The 16,863-nt window shown below is 68.9% G+C and carries 16 protein-coding genes and 1 pseudogene; 7 read left to right on the top strand and 10 right to left on the bottom strand.

The annotated features are described in order from the left end of the window. The 5 genes and pseudogenes from BN11_RS23570 to BN11_RS08630 form a co-directional block, all read right to left on the bottom strand. A pseudogene (locus BN11_RS23570) lies at positions 1-530 on the bottom strand (hypothetical protein); the annotation flags it as partial. 23 nt (positions 531-553) lie between these two features. Beyond that, a complete protein-coding gene (locus BN11_RS25860; protein ID WP_083433630.1) occupies positions 554-1,543 on the bottom strand; it encodes a DUF2249 domain-containing protein in 990 nt (329 codons plus the stop codon). Positions 1,544-1,705: 162 nt separating this feature from the next. Further along, positions 1,706-2,248: a hypothetical protein gene (locus BN11_RS08640; protein ID WP_048696647.1), complete on the bottom strand. Its 543-nt coding sequence runs from the start codon at positions 2,246-2,248 to the stop codon at positions 1,706-1,708. Positions 2,249-2,288: 40 nt separating this feature from the next. Beyond that, positions 2,289-2,633 (bottom strand): thioredoxin family protein, encoded by a 345-nt coding sequence (locus tag BN11_RS08635; protein ID WP_048696645.1) that lies wholly within the window; start codon positions 2,631-2,633, stop codon positions 2,289-2,291. 54 nt (positions 2,634-2,687) lie between these two features. After that, positions 2,688-4,100, bottom strand: coding sequence for a L,D-transpeptidase family protein (locus tag BN11_RS08630; protein WP_157044047.1), 1,413 nt, complete (start codon positions 4,098-4,100; stop codon positions 2,688-2,690). Between the two features lie 277 nt (positions 4,101-4,377). Between BN11_RS08630 and BN11_RS08625 the strand changes: the two genes are divergently transcribed. From BN11_RS08625 to BN11_RS08610, 4 genes are read left to right on the top strand one after another with little or no spacing between them, the layout of a single operon-like run. Beyond that, positions 4,378-5,772 (top strand): ABC transporter substrate-binding protein, encoded by a 1,395-nt coding sequence (locus BN11_RS08625; protein WP_048696639.1) that lies wholly within the window; start codon positions 4,378-4,380, stop codon positions 5,770-5,772. Between the two features lie 26 nt (positions 5,773-5,798). Beyond that, positions 5,799-6,722 (top strand): carbohydrate ABC transporter permease, encoded by a 924-nt coding sequence (locus tag BN11_RS08620; protein ID WP_048701101.1) that lies wholly within the window; start codon positions 5,799-5,801, stop codon positions 6,720-6,722. A 10-nt stretch (positions 6,723-6,732) separates the two neighbouring features. Beyond that, the gene (locus BN11_RS08615; protein WP_083433995.1) at positions 6,733-7,626 is read left to right on the top strand and encodes a carbohydrate ABC transporter permease; all 894 of its coding nucleotides are present in this window, start codon (positions 6,733-6,735) and stop codon (positions 7,624-7,626) included. Positions 7,627-7,634: 8 nt separating this feature from the next. Then, entirely contained in the window at positions 7,635-8,882 is a 1,248-nt protein-coding gene (locus BN11_RS08610) for a glycoside hydrolase family 32 protein (protein WP_048696636.1), read from the top strand. A gap of 21 nt (positions 8,883-8,903) precedes the next feature. Here the strand turns inward: BN11_RS08610 and BN11_RS08605 are convergent, their stop codons facing one another. After that, the gene (locus BN11_RS08605) at positions 8,904-9,995 is read right to left on the bottom strand and encodes a LacI family DNA-binding transcriptional regulator (RefSeq protein WP_157044046.1); all 1,092 of its coding nucleotides are present in this window, start codon (positions 9,993-9,995) and stop codon (positions 8,904-8,906) included. A gap of 186 nt (positions 9,996-10,181) precedes the next feature. Between BN11_RS08605 and BN11_RS08600 the strand changes: the two genes are divergently transcribed. Then, positions 10,182-10,979: a hypothetical protein gene (locus BN11_RS08600; RefSeq protein WP_048696633.1), complete on the top strand. Its 798-nt coding sequence runs from the start codon at positions 10,182-10,184 to the stop codon at positions 10,977-10,979. Positions 10,980-11,026: 47 nt separating this feature from the next. On the opposite strand, the gene BN11_RS08595 is transcribed toward BN11_RS08600, so the two are convergent. Then, entirely contained in the window at positions 11,027-11,251 is a 225-nt protein-coding gene (locus BN11_RS08595; protein WP_053084043.1) for a hypothetical protein, read from the bottom strand. A gap of 170 nt (positions 11,252-11,421) precedes the next feature. Here BN11_RS08595 and BN11_RS08590 point away from each other — a divergent pair, with 170 nt between their 5' ends. Beyond that, positions 11,422-12,405, top strand: coding sequence for an enoyl-CoA hydratase/isomerase family protein (locus tag BN11_RS08590; protein WP_157044045.1), 984 nt, complete (start codon positions 11,422-11,424; stop codon positions 12,403-12,405). A gap of 12 nt (positions 12,406-12,417) precedes the next feature. On the opposite strand, the gene BN11_RS08585 is transcribed toward BN11_RS08590, so the two are convergent. Together BN11_RS08585 and BN11_RS08580 are read right to left on the bottom strand one after the other, a co-directional pair. Continuing rightward, positions 12,418-14,673 carry a catalase gene (locus BN11_RS08585; protein WP_157044044.1) on the bottom strand — a complete coding sequence of 752 codons (2,256 nt, stop codon included), beginning with the start codon at positions 14,671-14,673 and terminating at the stop codon, positions 12,418-12,420. A gap of 253 nt (positions 14,674-14,926) precedes the next feature. After that, positions 14,927-15,412 carry a hypothetical protein gene (locus tag BN11_RS08580; RefSeq protein ID WP_157044043.1) on the bottom strand — a complete coding sequence of 162 codons (486 nt, stop codon included), beginning with the start codon at positions 15,410-15,412 and terminating at the stop codon, positions 14,927-14,929. Positions 15,413-15,567: 155 nt separating this feature from the next. On the opposite strand from BN11_RS08580, the gene BN11_RS08575 reads away from it, so the two are divergent. Continuing rightward, entirely contained in the window at positions 15,568-16,182 is a 615-nt protein-coding gene (locus BN11_RS08575; protein WP_157044042.1) for a hypothetical protein, read from the top strand. Between the two features lie 17 nt (positions 16,183-16,199). On the opposite strand, the gene BN11_RS08570 is transcribed toward BN11_RS08575, so the two are convergent. Next, a complete protein-coding gene (locus BN11_RS08570; protein WP_048696619.1) occupies positions 16,200-16,853 on the bottom strand; it encodes a winged helix-turn-helix transcriptional regulator in 654 nt (217 codons plus the stop codon). Between the last annotated feature and the right edge of the window lie 10 nt (positions 16,854-16,863).

The raw sequence follows: 16,863 nt of genomic DNA, 5'->3' as shown, positions 1-16,863 counted from the left end.
GTGTGTCCGGCGGTCGGCGGCAGGCTGAGCCGGGCGAGCTCGACTCGTTCGGCGCAGACGGTGAGCACGACATAGCCGACCAGCCACGGGAGGAGGCCGGCCACGTCGAGCCGCGTCCAGAGCACCGCAGCCCCGAGAGCCAAGGTCGCCGCCAGCACCTGCGTCGCCGTGGCGTCGTCTCGCGCCCGCCGCCACAACATCGCCAGCACGGCCGTCGCGAGGGCGCAGCCGACGATGAGCAGCACCTGCGAGATCACCCGCGGCACCGGCACCACCAGCGTCAGCCCGCCGGCACCGAGAGCGGCCGGCGCGGCATACCCCCAGACCTCCCGGAGCGCGACGGCCCGCTCCAGCGCGATCAGCGTCCCTAGGAACCCGAGCACCATGAGGATGCCGTGGGCACCGGCCACCCGGTCGGTGCTTGCCTCGTCGAGGAGCAGCCGGGACGCGGCATACAGGCCGGCGAGCAGGCTGATCGCCGCCGGGAGGAAGAACGGCAAGCGGGCGAGAGCCGTGCTGGGTGCAGGCATCGCGTATTCAGTGTGGTCCGGTGTCAGCGCACGCGGGCGAGCTTCAGGCGCCAGGCGTCGGGGCCCTCCTGCAGGTAGCTCACCTCGATCGCGTCGCCTTCGCGGTCGGCGAGCTGCTTCAGCAGCGGCAGCGGATTGTGCGGCGCCACGAGCACCATCGCCTGGCCGGGGCGCAGCTGGCCGACGGCGCCGAAGACGGAGCCGTGCCGGATCGCGTGCGGTATGACGCGCGCGTCGAGTTCGGGCAGCTGCTCGTCGACCTCGTGGCAGCCGCAATCGTGGCCGTGGGCGGTCTCGGTGATGGGGAGGCTGCGGTCGGGGATTTCGGTGTCGGACATGGGCTTTCCTTTCCGGTTGGGGTTCTTCTGGGGGTTGAGCGTGACGGTGCAGGCGCCGGGTTCGGCGAAGGCGTGCAGTCGGGCGCCTGCGAGGTCGAGGTGTTCGGCGAGACGGTCCAGCAGGCCCTGGTGAAATCCGCAGACGACCTCGGGGTCGGCACGGGCCAGGTCGATCAGCGGGCAGGTGCGCAACTGCAGCGCGCCGTCGGGTCGCCTGGTCGCATCGAATCCGCGCTCGGTCAACAGCATCGCGAGCCGGTCGATGCCGTCTCCCGGGTCGCCGGGTGCGAGGGCCTTCGGCTGCGCTGCGCCGCTGGTGCGACCCAGCCGCCGGGCCGCGGCGACCGGAACGTCGCTCGTCTGGCGGAGCACGCCCGCGAGGGCGCCGATCAGCGCACTGAGCGGGTGCTGCGCGGCAGATGGGCGGACGGCATACCGGTATGACGGTCGCCCCCGCCCGCCGTCGCTCACCGGTGCGCGGGTGACGAGTCCGAGGTCGACAAGGGCGTCCAGGTGCTCCCGCACCGTATTGCCGTGCTGCCCCGTGGCCGCGGTGACCTCACCGACGGTCGCCGGGCCGCGGCGGTCGAGCTCCGCGAGGACCAGCGCCTGTGCGGGCGTCGGTGCGGCCTCGCGGACGGGCGCCGGCCCAAGCTGTAGCGGCCCCTTTTTCACGGTTCTAACCGTAACAAATCATCCGAGCCTTCCCGGACCGCGATCGTGAGACGGCCAGTGCGTGGGGAAAGGCGTGTCCATGACGAAAGGCTCGGCACGCCGGTGGCGTCCGAGGCGTCATCCAGACTCTCTCGAGCCCAGGTCGGCTCGCTCCGATTCCGGTCAGGGCCAGTTGTCGTCGCGATCGCCACGAGCGCGGAAGGTGGCGTTCTCGACGAGTGGGTTGCCGGCGGCGGCCTTCTTGTCCGCTTCGATGGTTGCGGCATCGCCCAGCACGACGAAACGCGGTGCGCGGTCGGCGGCGACGTCGAACAGGACGACGGCGCCGGTCATCTCGTCCCCGACAGACATCCAGTCGCGCAGGTGCTGATCGATCTCGGGCGTGAACCAGGTGATGGCGCTGCGCAATTCGTCCGGGTGGTCGGAACCGTTGGGGCGTTTGATTCGGATCTTCGCGGTCGTCCAGTCCTTCGGCAAGCCCGACTTCTCGTCCAACCCGGCCAGTTCGGCCCGAAGGGCGGTGACGTCGTCGGGCGTTGCCGGTTCCGCGAGATTCACATCGATGGCTTCGGGGAACTCGAGATCGGCTCGAGTGTCGACGGGCTCGACACCACGTAGTGCGGTGAGCCGCTGCTCGACGGTGTCCTGGCCGTGATCGGGGCTGATCCCGCTGCACCCCGCAGCAAGACCCGCCGCGGCCGTCACATGGCGAACCGGACCCGCCACCTATGTCCTCAAGCGGCCATCATGGCGTCGGGGTCGCAGCTGCGTCGGGGCCGACGAGCACGTGCATCGCGTCGTCGATGACCTGCCGGCTGGTCGGCCGCACGACCCGGGCCACTTCCGCGCCGTCGCGCAGGAAGATCAAGGTCGGCCAGAGCTTGACTCGAAACGAGCGACCCAGCGGCCGGCCTCGTCCGTCCTCGGTCTTGATCAGCGGCACCTCGGGATGAGCGTCGAACGCCGGCGCGATGAATCGCTCTGCTGAAAGGCAATAACCGCACCAGTTCGTGCCGAACGCCAGCACGACCGGGCCTTCGCGGGCATCGATCTCCGCGCGCGTCGGCTGCGCCTCCTCATACTCACTCATCCGCAGAGCATGACCGAGGTGAACGCTGATCGGGGGCGAGAGGGACGAGCGGGATCAGTTGTGGACGACGACGGGAGTGCCGATCGGCGCCCAGTCGTAGATCCACTTCGCCGTCGGGATCGGGAGGTTGATGCAGCCGTGCGACGCGGCATACCCCCAGGTCTTGCGCCAGTAGGCGCCGTGCAATGCCTCCCCGCCGTTGTAGAAGGACGACCACGGCACGTCGGGGGTCTCGTAGTCGGTGCCGTCGGCGTTCTGCCCGGTCATCGTCATGAGCGGGTTCTTCATGTAGATGTGGAAGGTGCCGACATCCGACGGCGTGTCCTTGGCACCGTGAACCATCTTGACCGTGCTGGCGGCGGCCTTGCCGCCGACATACGGCGTCATGGTGTGCGCCGACAGGTTGACGTCGACCCACTTCTCGCCGGCGACGGCCGGATAGGCGAGGTTCTCGGCACCCGCCGCCAGCGTGCGCTCGGTCCAGGTCGCCGGCAGCACCTTGGTCTTGACCGTGGCAGTGGTGTCCTTGCCGCCGTCCAGCGCCGCGGTGAGGGACTTGGCGACCGCCGCCGAATTGGTGACCTGGATCCCGTCCGACGCGGGTGTGATCACGCGCAGCAACGTGCCGGTCGACGTCAGGTAACGCATCCCGCTCGTCGGCGCGGTGTCGATCGACTTCACTTGCGCGGCAACCCATGCGGTGACCTTGGCGGCGTCCACCTCGGGAGCGGCGGCCACGTCGGCGGGCAGAGTGACCCAGCTCGCCTTCTCCGCCTCGCTGGGCGCAAAGGTCCGCTCGCCCGCGGTCATCTCGGCGGCCGTCTGCACCACGGCATTCGCCTTGTCCGCCAACGCCTTTGCCTCGGCGGTGGTGACTTCAGGCTCCCGGTCCACCAGGGAGGTCGTCGCCGCCGACGACGTCAGGGAGGCCGCCGCCTGCGCCGCGATGTCCGCCAGGCCGGTGGCTTCCAAGGACCGGCCGGCAACCCCGGGTGAGACCGTGAAGGACTCCTTGTTCTTCGCCAGGCTCACCGTGGCGTCGACGGGGCGACGGGCATACGACTCACCCAGGTCGGTGAGGAACGCCGAGAGCTTGGTGCGATCGGCGGTGGTGACCACGGCGACCGGGCGGGATTCGCGCAGTGCCTTGGCGTAGGACGACCAGTCCTCGTTGGCGGAGAACACCCGGGCGAGGGTGGCGTCGACATCGACGGCGGTGCCGAGGTCGGCCAGCGACGCCTGCTTGTGCCCGTCGGGGAGCTTAATGTCGATGACGACGCCATCTGCCTTGGCGCGCAATGCATTTGCAACCTCGTCGCGGGTCAGCCCGGCGACGTCGATGCCGACCACGCTGCTGCCGGGCAGAGCCCGGTCGTGATAGTAGGTCGCGTAGGCCGCCCCCGCGGCGCCGACCAGCACCGGCACTCCGATGCCCACCCAGGTCAGTACCTTCGTCCGTGTCCTCACGGGTTGCTCACCCTCTCGCCGTTCGCGGCCATTCGCCCCCTGTGCATCTACCAAGTATGCGACACCCCCGGGCGAGGCGCGCCGCAGCCGCTCAATCCCGGCCGGCCTTTCCCAAGGCCGTTGACACCGGCTGATCTCTCTGGCACTCTGACCTAAATCGATTTAGTCCTCGACGATGCCGATCCAGCCGACAGCGATCCAGACGGCGTCGATCTTGACGACATCGATCCAGACCGGTGGCACCGACGCCGCCGGCACTCTCCTGGCAGGAGGCATCATGAGCGATCTCAGTCGCCGCGCCGTGCTCGGCGCGGGCGGCCTGGCCGCGGCGGGTCTGTTCGGCGCGAACATCCCTCGGTTGTTCGCCACCGACATCCCCGGACGGGGCGACGACGCGTTGACAGTGGCGATCCTCGGGACCAACCAGGACGCCGAGGCACGGCAGAACCTCGTCACGGCTTTCCGGCAGATCCATCCCGATATCAAGGTGCGGATCCAGGCGGTCCAGGGCCAGGACTGGTCCAACTTCTTCGCCAAGATCCTGACGATGGTCGCGGCCGGCACTCCACCGGACGTGTGCGTCGTCGCGACCGAGGGCGCACAGCTTTTCGCCGATCGGCTCGCTGAACCGTTGGACACCTACGTCCAGCGCGACAAGGACGTCATGCAGGACTACTTCGACGACGTCCACCCGAGCCTTGTCGAAGCCTTCATGTACAAGGGCAACCTCTATCAGCTACCTATCGACTTCAACGCCGCCAACATTTACTACAACACCGGCACCTTCGAGAAGGCGGGCGTCGACCGTCCGGCGGACACCTGGACCACCGACGACTTCCTGCGCATCGCGCGCCAGCTGCGGCAGGGCAATGACGCGCCCTTCGTCCCGTTCTACTGGACCAACCGGCTGTGGGGCGGTTGCGTCCCTTGGCTGTATATCAACGACACGAGCTTCCTCAAGGAGACCAAGGCGGCGGGCGGCGACTGGCTGTGGTCGACCTTCTACGCCGACGACCCGGCGGCGGCCGGTCGATCCGGCGGCTACCTGTGGGAGGAGAGCAACGCGCTCGACCCCAAAGTGGAGGAGTCCTTCGAGTTCCTCCGCACGCTGGTCTCCGAGGGCCTCGGCACCAGCCCAGCACAAGGGGGCGGGAACGAACTGGTGGCCCAGTTCGCCGGCGGCAGCATCGGTATGACGCCGGCGGGCGGCTTTTGGGTCCAGGGCCTGAGCGAAGCCGGAATGAAGGAGAACGACTTCGACGTCCAGTTCTTCCCGAAGTGGGCTTCCCAGCATCACCAGCTCGGCGCGGCCGGCTACGCGATCATGCGCACGTCCAAACGCAAGGACGAGGCGTGGGAGTGGGTGAAGTTCTGCACCTCCCGCGAGGGCATGCACCTCGCGTTCCCCACGCCGAACACCACCCCCACCCGTCGCTCGATGTGCAACGCCCAGTTGTATGCCGGAAAGGGCCCGCAGCACTGGCAGGTCTTCTACGACACCCTCGACAAGGTCGGCGCTTCTCCCATCCCGGCCCCACCACAGCAGGCGGCCGTCGATACGGCCCTGATCAAGAACGTCCTCGGCGCGGTCACCGCGGGTAGCCGGCAGGGCCTGCGCGGCAACCTGCAAACCCTGGACCGCGATCTCACTCTTGCTCTCGGGAGGTCATGATGTCTGCAGCACCCGTCGAACCCGTGATGTCCCAGGCCATCGAGCTGGACCAGGCCGAACAGGACACCAGGCGCCGCCGCAAGCAGAGCCGCTGGTTCGCAACCCTCTTCCTCGCCCCGACGGTGATCGGCATCGGGTTGTTCACCGTGATACCGATCATCGCCTCCTTCGTCCTCGCCTTCTTCGAGTGGGACATCATCAGCAACCCCAAGTTCGTCGGGCTGGCCAACTTCACCGATATCGCCACCGATCCGACGGTGCGGGTGAGCTTCCTCAACACGATCCTCTTCGTCATCGCCGCGGTCACCTTGCAGCTGGCCGTGGCCCTCGGACTCGCGGTGCTCGTGCAGTCCAAGATGCCGAACTTCATGCGCAGCTTCTTCCGCTCGGTGTTCTTCTTCCCGCTGATCCTGTCCGCGGCGAGCGTGTCCATCATGATGAGCTACCTGTTCAACCAGAACTTCGGCCTGGTCAATCACTTTCTGGGAAAGGTCGGCATACCCGCCGTCCCCTGGCTGAACTCCGAGACCGGCGCGATCGTCATGATCGTCCTGGTCTACGTCTGGCAGAACTTCGGCTTCTCCTTCCTGCTCTTCCTCGGCGGCCTGGCGTCGGTGCCCAAGGAGGTCTACGAGGCCAGTTCGATGGATGGCGCGAGCGGTTGGCGCCAGTTCTGGCAGATCACCTTGCCGCTGATCAGCCCGACGATGCTCGTGGCCTCGGTCATGGCGATCATCGCCGCACTGCAGATCTTCGACCAGCCCTATGTCATCACCAGGGGCGGACCGGGCGATGCGACCCGGACCGCGGTGATGGTGATCTACGAATCCGCCTTCCAGCAGCTGAGATTCGGCCGCGCCTCGGCCATCGGCATCGTGCTGACCGTGCTCATCATGCTCGTCACCGCGCTGCAGTTCCGTCTCTCTCGCCGCTTCGTCTTCTACAGCTGAGGTGACCACGATGACTACGAAAACCACCGCCGTCGAAAGCGCGAGCAGCAAGGCAAGCCGGACCCCCGGCATACCGCACCACGCCTGGTATGCCCCCTCGAAGCTGGGCAAGTACTTCATCCTCCTGATCGGCACCCTGCTCACTCTCGGGCCGGTGCTCTGGACGATCTCGACATCCCTGCGTCCGGTCACCGAATCCCTCGGTGCCTCAGCGAATCTCATCCCGTCCAGCCTCGACTTCGGCTCCTACCGAGAGGTCTTCGAGCAGGTCGACATGAAACTGCTCATCCTCAACAGCGTCCTGGTCACCGCGGCGTGCGCGATAGGGCAGATGATCACCGCGGCGATGGCCGGCTATGTCTTCGCCAAGGTCGACTTCCGCGGCCGTAATGCGCTTTTCGCCATCGTGCTGGCAACGATGATGGTGCCGATGCAGGTGACGATCGTCCCGGTGTTCATGCTGATCCGCGGCATGGGCCTGTCCGACACGCTGCTTGCCCTGATTCTCCCGGCTATCCCGACGGCCTTCGGCACCTTCCTCATGCGCCAGTACTTCCTCGGCCTGCCCGACGAACTCTCCGAAGCGGCCCAGATCGACGGGGCCGGGCCTTGGCGCACCTTCTTCTCGATCTTCGCCCCGCTGGCGACCCCAGGCATGGCGATCGTCGGGATCCTGGCTTTCAACTACCACTGGAACGAGTTCTTCCGGCCGCTGATCATGACGATCAGCGAGGAGAACTTCACCTTGCCGCTCGGCCTGGTCTCGCTACAGGGCAACATGGGCACCGGTAGCGTGGCGACCGTCCTCGCCGGTGTCGTGATCTCGATGATCCCGGCGCTCGGCGTGTTCATGTTCGGTCAGCGCACCCTGCGCGAAGGCCTCACCGCCGGCAGCCACCGTTGAGGTCACGCATGACCCACCCGAACGCGGACGATCAGGTCCTGCCCGTCTATCACTTGCGTCCCGCGCGCGGCTGGGTCAACGACCCGAACGGGATGACGTATCACGACGGGCGCTGGCACGTCTTCTTCCAGCACCACAGCGGCGGCCCCTTCCACCACCTCATCGAGTGGGGCCACGCGAGTTCGGCCGACCTGATCCACTGGCGCGAGCATCCCATCGCGTTCGGCCCGACACCCGAGGGGCCCGATCGCTTCGGCTGCTGGACAGGCGTTTTCGTCCCGGGCTTGCAGAGACCGGCCGTCGCGTATTCCGGAGTGGTCGACGAAGGCCTGCAGACCACCACACTGCTGCGGTGGGGGTCGGACGATCTCGACCGGTGGAGCAAGCCCGAGATCGTCGCACGGACCCCCACGACTGACGGGGTCCGGATCATGCGGGACCCTTTCGTCTTCGTCTGGGGCGGGCGTCGATGGGCCCTGACCGGGGCCGGACTCGAGTCGGGCGCGCCGGCATTGCTCATCTATGGAGCCGACGACCCGCTCTCGTGGACCTACGCAGGGCTCTTCTATACAGGCCCGGAGCCGGAGGCCGATGACCGCTATGCGGCCGACATCTGGGAATGCCCGCAGCTGTTGCTCACCGAGGACGCAGCCGTTCTCGTGGTCTCGCTGCAACTGGACGGCGTCCTGGGCGACGTGCTCAGCATCGTCGGGCAGGTCGTCGATGACGCCGGTGTGCCGCGTTTCGTCGCGGTCTGGCCGGACGCGGCGAGCCTGCTCGACCTCGGTGATTCCTACTACGCACCCCAGCTCGTCGCCGACCCCCAGGGCCCCGGTGCGCTCATGATCGGGTGGGTGCGACAAGACGGCCTGCCGCAGGAGACGCACAAAGTCGCCGGATGCCTCTCTCTGCCACGCCGCCTGGCACTGCGGGACGGCGGGGTGGTCGTCCAGTCCGACGAGGCACTGGCGAGCCTTCAGCTAGGGGATTACGTCGACGCGACCGGCGATGGATCGCTCCCCGAGCACTGTCTGGTCGAAACATCCGCTGCCACAGTTGAACTCGCCGGGTCGCTCGACAACGAAATCCGCACGGTGGTGGTCCACCCCGGCGACCGCGCGTGGATCGACGCCGGCGTTGTCGAGGTTTACCCCGAGACGGGGATGCCCCGCACCCTGCGCGCCGATCCCGGCACTTGGCGCATCAGCAGCGGCCGCCCGCACATTCGGCCCGTGCTGACGATCTCGATGTCCTGAGAAGGCACGCCGCCCGCGCACTTAGGTGGCGGGCGGCGGTGCCACGGTGTCCCTCTCGATAAGCTCAAACGGAAACAGGCGAGGAGCATCCACCGCGGGGTCCGCGGCTGTCCGTCGCCGACGGGTGATCATGTCGAGTGCCGTATCCACGGCCCATGTTCCGAGCGCCTCGTGCGGCAGCCTGTAGGTCGTCAGCGCCGGGACGGTCTGATCCGCCAGTTCCTCCTGATCGTCGACTCCGACTATCGAGAGTTCGTGGGGCACGCGCACGCCGAGCCGCAAGGCGGCAAGGAGAGCGCCCGTGGCAACGCGGTCGTTGACGGCGAAGATCGAGGTCGGGCGATCGGATGCGGCAGCAAGCCGATCTCCATCGGCGGTGAGCACAGCGACGGCGCCGCGATAGCCGTCCCCGATGGTCCAACCGCAAACACGAACCTCGCCGGCCGCTCTCGCGACCCCAGTCGAACGCAATCCCGCCCGGAACCCGCGAGCGCGCCGGGCTGCGGCGACATCGACGACCCTGGTCCCGTGACCTGGCCTCCCCGGTCCGGAGAGCATGACGATGTGCCTGTGACCTGTCGACGTCAGCAGGCGCGCGGCCGCTTGGCCGACGGCGACCTCGTCGGGAATCGCGCTCGGATGCCGGGCCGGCTCCTGGAAGCAGTTGGCGAGAACCAGGGGCAGAGGTGTGGTGGGCAGGTCCACAAGCCGTTGTAGGCCCATCGTCGCGTAGACCACCGCATCGACCCGGCGAGACGCGAAGTCGTCCAGGGCTTCCTGATCACGCTCGGAACGAAAATGGGTGTCGCGCAACAGCAACGCCTGCCCAAGCTCGCTGGCGCGCTGCTCGGCCGCGGCGAGCAGGCGGCCGGCGAAGGGCGAGGACGCGATGCCATCGGTGAGCAGGGCGATCGTATGGGTGCGACTGTGGCGCAGGCTCTGCGCCAGCTTGTTGGGGCGGTACCCGAGTTCGTCGGCGACCTGCAGGATGCGCTCCTGGGTCGCTGCGCTGACGTTGCCCCGGGCCTTGCCGCCGAAAACGAAGGAAACGGTCGTCACCGAGACGCCGGCGCGCTTGGCCACGTCTGCGGCGCGCACGGGTCTGGTGGTCACGAGGACGATCGTAGGCACACGTGCACCGCCCTCGGTGTTGTTGCGCTTCGGCGTCCGGTGCGCAGCGCGGTGGGGGCGGCCATGCGGGGCATCGGCTGACTCTCCAACGTTCGCGCACACGAGCAGCCGTGAACTGGCCGATCACCCCGGGCGTTCTGTCGCGATCCACCGCATACGGTTCACGGCATGTCGACAGCCGTTGCCGATCAGCGCCGAAGCCAGATTCTTGTCTCCCTTGCCGCCGTTGTGTGGGCGGTGGGCACCGCTGTCGGCATGGGAATCCTCGGCGATGGGGTGTCACAACAGTCCCGCGGACTGTTCTCCGACCACGCCACCCTCATCGCGCCGCACGGCCCGGCGTTCTCGATCTGGAGCGTGATCTATGTGGGCCTGCTCGGGTACGTCATCTGGCAATGGCTTCCGCGTTGGTCGGCGACGCCCTTGGCGTCGACCACGCGGGTGCCGGCCGCGTGGGCGCTTGCTCTCAACGGGATCTGGCTGTTGGTGGTGCAGGCTGGGTGGGTGTGGGTGTCCGTCGTGGTCATGGTGGGGCTCGTGGTTTCGCTCGGGATCCTCCTCGATCGCGTCCGGTTCGCGCTCGCGGCAGCCGAGATCGACATGGCCTCAGTCTTTGCGGTGCCGGTGACGTTCGGGCTATACCTCGGCTGGATCTGCGTGGCCACGTGCGCCAATATCGCCTCCGCCCTCGTCGGCTCGGGGGTGGAGCCGCACGATCGTCTGGCCACGATCCTCACGATCGTCGTGCTCGCGGTCGTGGTGGCGATCGTCTTCGTCCTGGGTCGGCGGTTCAGCAGTCAGGCGATCGTCACGGCCTTGTCGACGGCCGCGGTCTGGGGACTGGCCTGGATCGCGGTGGCCCGGTTCACCGGAGAGCTGCGCTCGACCCCGGTGGCGTGGACGGCGCTCGTGGCCGCGGCTCTCGTTGCCCTGGCGTGGGCGCTGCGTATTCGCCAGCGCGCCTGAGCCAGGCTCGCACGCCGCCGAACCCCGGGTACGGCGGCAGTCGTATGTCAGTGGAAGCGCTGCTGTGCACCCTGCTTGGTCAACCCGTAGACGGCCCCGATGGCGCGCCAGGACGTGCCCTGCTTGCGGGCGCTGCTGACCTCGTCCAGTTCCAACTCCTCTGCGCTGGCTCGGATGCGTCGAGCGGCGTCCAGCCGGCCGGCCGGATCGGCGGCGTCGTCGAGGTCGGCCAATGCCCGGGTGAGGCGGTCGCGCACCGTGTTCTTGCCCATGGGCGCAGCCTAGGGGCGCGACACGCCATGTGTCCGGGGCGGGCCAGATCGCCGGCCTGCCTGCCTGGAATAGAGGGATCCTGGCTGGGCGCCGGAGGTTCTCATCCGAGCCGGGCCGCGGGGGCTTCTACCCGGGCGCCGACACGGTGCTGTCGTCGACGGGTTCGGTGGTGGAGCGGCGGAAGGTCGAGGGCGTGCTCACCGTCGCCGACGCCCAGCGCGCCCACGGCGTGCTCGCCGAGTCGGAGGCGGCCGCCATCGTCGACCTCGGCGACGGCGTCGCCTGCCTGGCGCTGCGTACCAAGACGAACACCTGCGACGCCGGCGTCATCGAGATGGTCGAGCGCGCCCTGGCCCTGGGCGAGGAGGGGGCCTTCGACGCCCTCGTCATCGGTTCGGACCACCCCCGCGCCTTCTCCGCCGGGGCCAACCTGGCGACGTTCACGCACTTCATCGAGTCCGAGGACCCGGACGGCTTGCGGGCGCTGATCCGACGCGGGCAGGTGTCGTTCCACGCGCTGCGGAACTCCGCGTTCCCGGTGGTGGCGGCTGCCAAGGGCTTCGCGCTCGGCGGCGGCTGCGAGCTGATGCTGGCCGCCAACCGGGTCGTCACGCACGCCGAGCTGTACGCCGGTTTCCCCGAGCGGTCGGTGGGGCTGCTCCCCGCCTGGGGCGGCACGGTGCAGTCGCTGGTACGCGCGCTGGGGGCGGGCGAACCCCTGCCCGCGGCGTCCGCGTTCGCGGTGACCACCAGCTGCGAGGTCAGCACGTCGGCGTGGCAGGCCGCCGACTGGCACCTGCTCACCGACCACGACGAGGTCGTCGCTTCGGTACACCGGGTGCTGGCCGAGGCCAAGGCGGTGGCGCTCGACCTGCTCGAGGGCGGTTGGACGCCGCCGGCCCCGGCCGAACTGCCCCTCCACTCCCCCGACGCCGAGCCGCTGGACGCAGGGTGGGCGGATGCCTCAGAGACCGACCGTGCGATCGTGGCCCGCATCGCCGGGATCCTGACCGGCGACCGGCCCGGGGCGACGGCGTCCGAGGAGGACCTGCTCCCCCTGGAGGTGGACGCCGCGGTGGACCTGCTGCAACGTCCCCTCAACCAGGAGCGCGTGTGGCACCTGCTCCGGACGAACAAGGCCTTGGCGAACTGACCGCCTCCCGGCTCACCGTCGGGCTGCGTCGGACTCCTCGGCCACCGGCCCGAAGCGGTGCCAGACCCGGTGCTCGGCGAGCAGGGCCGCCAGTTTTCCGACCACCGCGGCCGGCTCCCCGACGACCACGCCGGGGGCGTCCTCGGGCACGCCGGCCGCCGTCAGGACGTCCGTCGCGTCGGAGGCGACCCCGATGGCCTTGAAGTGCCGGAACATCTCCGCCACCAGCTTCGCCACCCGCGGGTCCACGGGCAGGCCGGCCGTCGCGTGCCCCGCCTTGGCGTCGAACAGCGGGACCGCGTCCGGTGCGGGCGCGGGAGCGTCCACGACGAGAACGGAGTCGAACTCGATCGACGCCGCCGTGAGGAACGTCCGGTCGACCACGACGTCCCCGAGCTTCCCGCCGGAGGGTGCCGTGACGAACGCCATCATCCCCGCGGCCGTAACGGCATCCTTCGCCGCCTGCACCGCAGTGGGGTCGGTGTCGGCGTCCACGACGAGGGCCACCTTGCGGCCGGCGATCGGCCACGTGCCGCCCACCTGCGACAGCGCCGGGCTGGGCTCGACGTCCGCCGGCGGCACGGTCGGCTCGGGGGCTGGCAGGCCGAGCCCGCGGGCGACCTCGGCGCACAGGTCGGCGTCGATGTTCGCGAGGCACTGCAGCTGGCGGAGCCGGATCGCCTCCTCGTAACACTTGCCCAGCTCGAAGGTGTACGCCCGCGTCAGGTGCTCGCGTTCCACCTCGCTGAGCGAGCGCACGAAGAGGGTCGCCTGGCTGAAGTGGTCGTCGAAGCTGGCCGACAGCTCCCGCACCTTGGCGCCGGGCGCCACCGGGTGCGGCACGTCGATGAAGGCGCCGGAGTCCTCGGACGCCTCGGCGGGGTTGCCGCCGTCGAGCGAGTTCGGTCGATAGGGCGCGACTCCGCCGTGCACCGCGTGCTGGTGGAACCCGTCGCGGAACATGTCGTTGACCGGGCAGTGGGCGCGGTTGATGGGCAGTTGGTTGAAGTTCGGCCCACCCAGGCGGGTGATCTGGGTGTCGATGTAGGAGAACAGCCGCACCTGCAGCAGCGGGTCGTTGGTCACGTCGATGCCGGGCACCAGGTTGCCGGGGTTGAACATGACCTGCTCCACCTCGGCGAAGAAGTTGATGGGGCGCCGGTTGAGGGTCATGGTGCCGATGATCTCCACCGGGCACAGCTCCTCGGGGACGAACTTGGTCGGGTCCAGCAGGTCGATGCCCTCGAACGTCTCGTCGTCCGTGTCGGGCATGACCTGGACGCCGAGGTCCCACACCGGGTACGCGCCGGCGTCGATGGCGTCGTAGAGGTCCCGACGGTGGAAGTCAGGATCGTTCCCGGCCGTCAGCTGGGTCTCCTCCCACACCTGCGAGTGGACGCCTTGGCGCGGCTTCCAGTGGAATTTCACGAGGCTGGTCTCACCCGCGTCGTTGATGAGCCGGAAGGTGTGGACCCCGAACCCCTCCATCATGCGGTACGAGAGGGGCACGGCCCGGTCGGACATGGACCACGCCACGTGCGCCTGCGCCTCGGTGTGCAGCGACACGAAGTCCCAGAAGGTGTCGTGCGCGCTCTGCGCCTGAGGGATCTCCCGGTCGGGCTCGGGCTTCACCGCATGGACGATGTCGGGGAACTTGATGCCCTCCTGGATGAAGAACACCGGAATGTTGTTGCCCACGAGGTCGTAGTTGCCCTCGGAGGTGTAGAACTTTGTCGCGAAGCCCCGGGTGTCACGGACCGTGTCCGACGACCCGCGGAAGCCCTGGACGGTGGAGAACCGCACGAACGTCGGTGTCTCCACGCCCTTCTTCAGGAATGCCGCGCGGCAGATCTTGGCCGCCCGTCCGTTGGCGACGAACACGCCGTGGGCGCCCGTGCCGCGGGCGTGCACGACCCGCTCCGGGATGCGCTCGTGGTCGAAGTGGGTGATCTTCTCGCGGAGGTGGTGGTCCTGCAGGAGAACGGGCCCGCGCCGACCCGCCTTGAGGGCGTGGTCGGTGGTCCGCAGCCGCGCCCCCTGGGCCGTCGTCAGGTACTCGCCCTGCTGGGCCATGGCCTCGGGCGGCGCGCCCGTGGGGGCACCGGTGGGCGTCACCGTGGCCGGGCCCTGTTGGGACGCCTTGGGCGGCGGCGGAGCCACCGGGGCCGTGGGCTCGTCCAGAGAGGGGTCCTCCACGCCGGGGCCGGGTGGCCGGGGCGCGGGGGACGCCATGTCCGCGCCGGGGGTCTTCTTCTTGGGCGATGACATGCGGTTCTCCTTCTGCTCGGGCCGTTCCGGATCAGGTCAATGGCCTCTCATCCTGCGGGGACGCCCCGCACCACGCAACACCCATAGGGGTACTCGGGCTCGCGGAGGACGCCCGGCCCCCGGCGGCTCCTCCTGCGCGGACACCGACGCGCCCTACCCGCCCGCCGGTCGGGAGCCTGGCCGCGAGGGCAAGAGCGGGCCGCAAGACCGGCTCGAACCCCTCCCGCGCGGCCCGGGCGGTGACATGGTCCTGTTAACTGGGCCACCAGCGGCGGGCATCGATGGCGCGCAACTGCCCTGGCCAGTCGGGGGCGAGGGTCGCCGCGGCATACGTCCCGAGTTCGGCCGTCATCGCGTCGCCGGGGATCGGCAGATGACGGGCATCGAGGTGACGCTCGACGTGCCGGGTGAGGTCGAGCGGCCGCCAGCCCGCCATCCAGGCCGCGCGCAGGAGTTCCCGAAGCAACGAGGCCAACTCCCGGGTGATCACCCGGGCATGGCCGGGCTCGTGCGAGCGCGTCACCAGTCGCTGGATGCCGCTCTCGGCATACGCGGACCGTCCGGTGGCGACGTGTCCGATGGCTTCCAGTGTCTCGGCGCGCACCTGCTCGGTCCCGTTCGCGGGCGGTGGCAACGCGGCGGACCCCGGGCCGGCCCCGCTGTATGCCGGTGCTGGCACGGTATGCCGTCGCCGCTCCTTGGCTTTGGCCGCGCGCCGCTGTTGGTTTCGTCGTCCCATCGTGGTCGTCCTTCTCCGCCGGCGCACCCCCCTGGTGCGCGTCTGGTGGCAAAGCTGCCAGCGGACTCCGACAGCGCGGCCGCCACCGAAGCCCACCGCCGCCCGCCTGTGGATAACTTTCTCCGCATTTCGCCGTGTGGGGGGAGGCTGTCCCCATGACGATTCCTCACATGCACGCCCTTCCCAAGCCGACCCATCCGGCGCGCTCCGGACTTCCGTGGACCTCTGACGACTACACCACCTTGGTGCGCCTGGTCCGCGAGGGGCGCGACCTCGGCGAGATCTGCGCCGAGCTCGAGCGCGGCGAATCGGCCGTCCTCGACCGCACGCGCCGGATGCTGCCTCTCGAGGAGCGCGGTGGTCCCCGAGACCACAGCATCGCCCGGCTCCGCATGCACCTGGAGAAGGATCCCGATTACGACTGGAGCACCCAGATGTGCGCCAAACCGCCACCGCCGGTCTATGTGCCGCCGATCATCAAGGGCATTGGTGGGCTGGCCGACGACGACGTCGTGGCTGTCGCGTGTCTGCTGGCCGACCGGCCGTATGCCGCGCCGACCAGCCTGCACCGCAGGGTTTTTCGCGAGGTGCGCACGAGAGGCCTGCGGCGCACGCTGGAGGCGCAGTGGATCCAGGGCGCCCAAGAGAACCTGGAGCGGGTGATCGACACCGACTACGACTGCTACTACGGGCATCCGGACTACCCGCCAGCCTACGAGCGTGACTGGCCGGCGAGCTACGCAACCCCGGAGCCGGACTATCCCTGGTGAGTCACCACGAGGATTGGTCAGGTGCGGAAGGTCCGGGCGAACCGGGTCCAAAGCCTGCGTGATCCCTCGATGGTCACCGTGCCCGCGCGGAGGGCTTGAGTGGGCGTGATCTCGCCGGCCATGACCTGCTTGATCTCGGGGCCGGACCGGATGATGAGGTCCGCCTTCGTGGCAGGTCCTGTGCCTGCGGTGACGCGATCGCCCGTGACGATGGCGTGCGTGACGAGGTCACCCAGGTGGACCTCGTAGGTGACGGGTGTGGTCGCGGCGACGTCGCCCGCGGTATCGGGACGGAAGGTCGTCCGCAAGGCCATCGCGAAGGATTCCGCTGTCACGATCTCACCCTCACGCGGATCGCCGAGGCGTGGCGCTCCCCAACGGCCTAGTGCCACAAGGGTTTCCTCCAGCGCGTAGCCGTCGGTCGTGAGGCGGTATGCCGTCCCCCGCCCCGGCGCCGGCCGCACCACGCGCTCGACAACGCCTGCCTCTTCGAGTTCCTTGAGCCGGTTGGTCAGCACATTGCTGGGGATCCGGGGCAAACCAGCCTGCAACTCACCGAAGCGGTGCGGCCCACTGAGCAGGTCACGCACGATGAGCAGCGCCCAGCGGTCCCCGACAACGTCGAGAGCCCGGGCGAGTCCGCAGTACTGTCCGTAGTCACGCTCCCGCATGACTTCATCT

This window comes from Nostocoides australiense Ben110, from assembly GCF_001050535.1.
GTDB lineage: Bacteria > Actinomycetota > Actinomycetes > Actinomycetales > Dermatophilaceae > Nostocoides_A > Nostocoides_A australiense.
The sequence above is the reverse complement of the archived record's forward strand: the minus strand, read 5'-3'. Positions and strand labels throughout refer to the sequence as shown.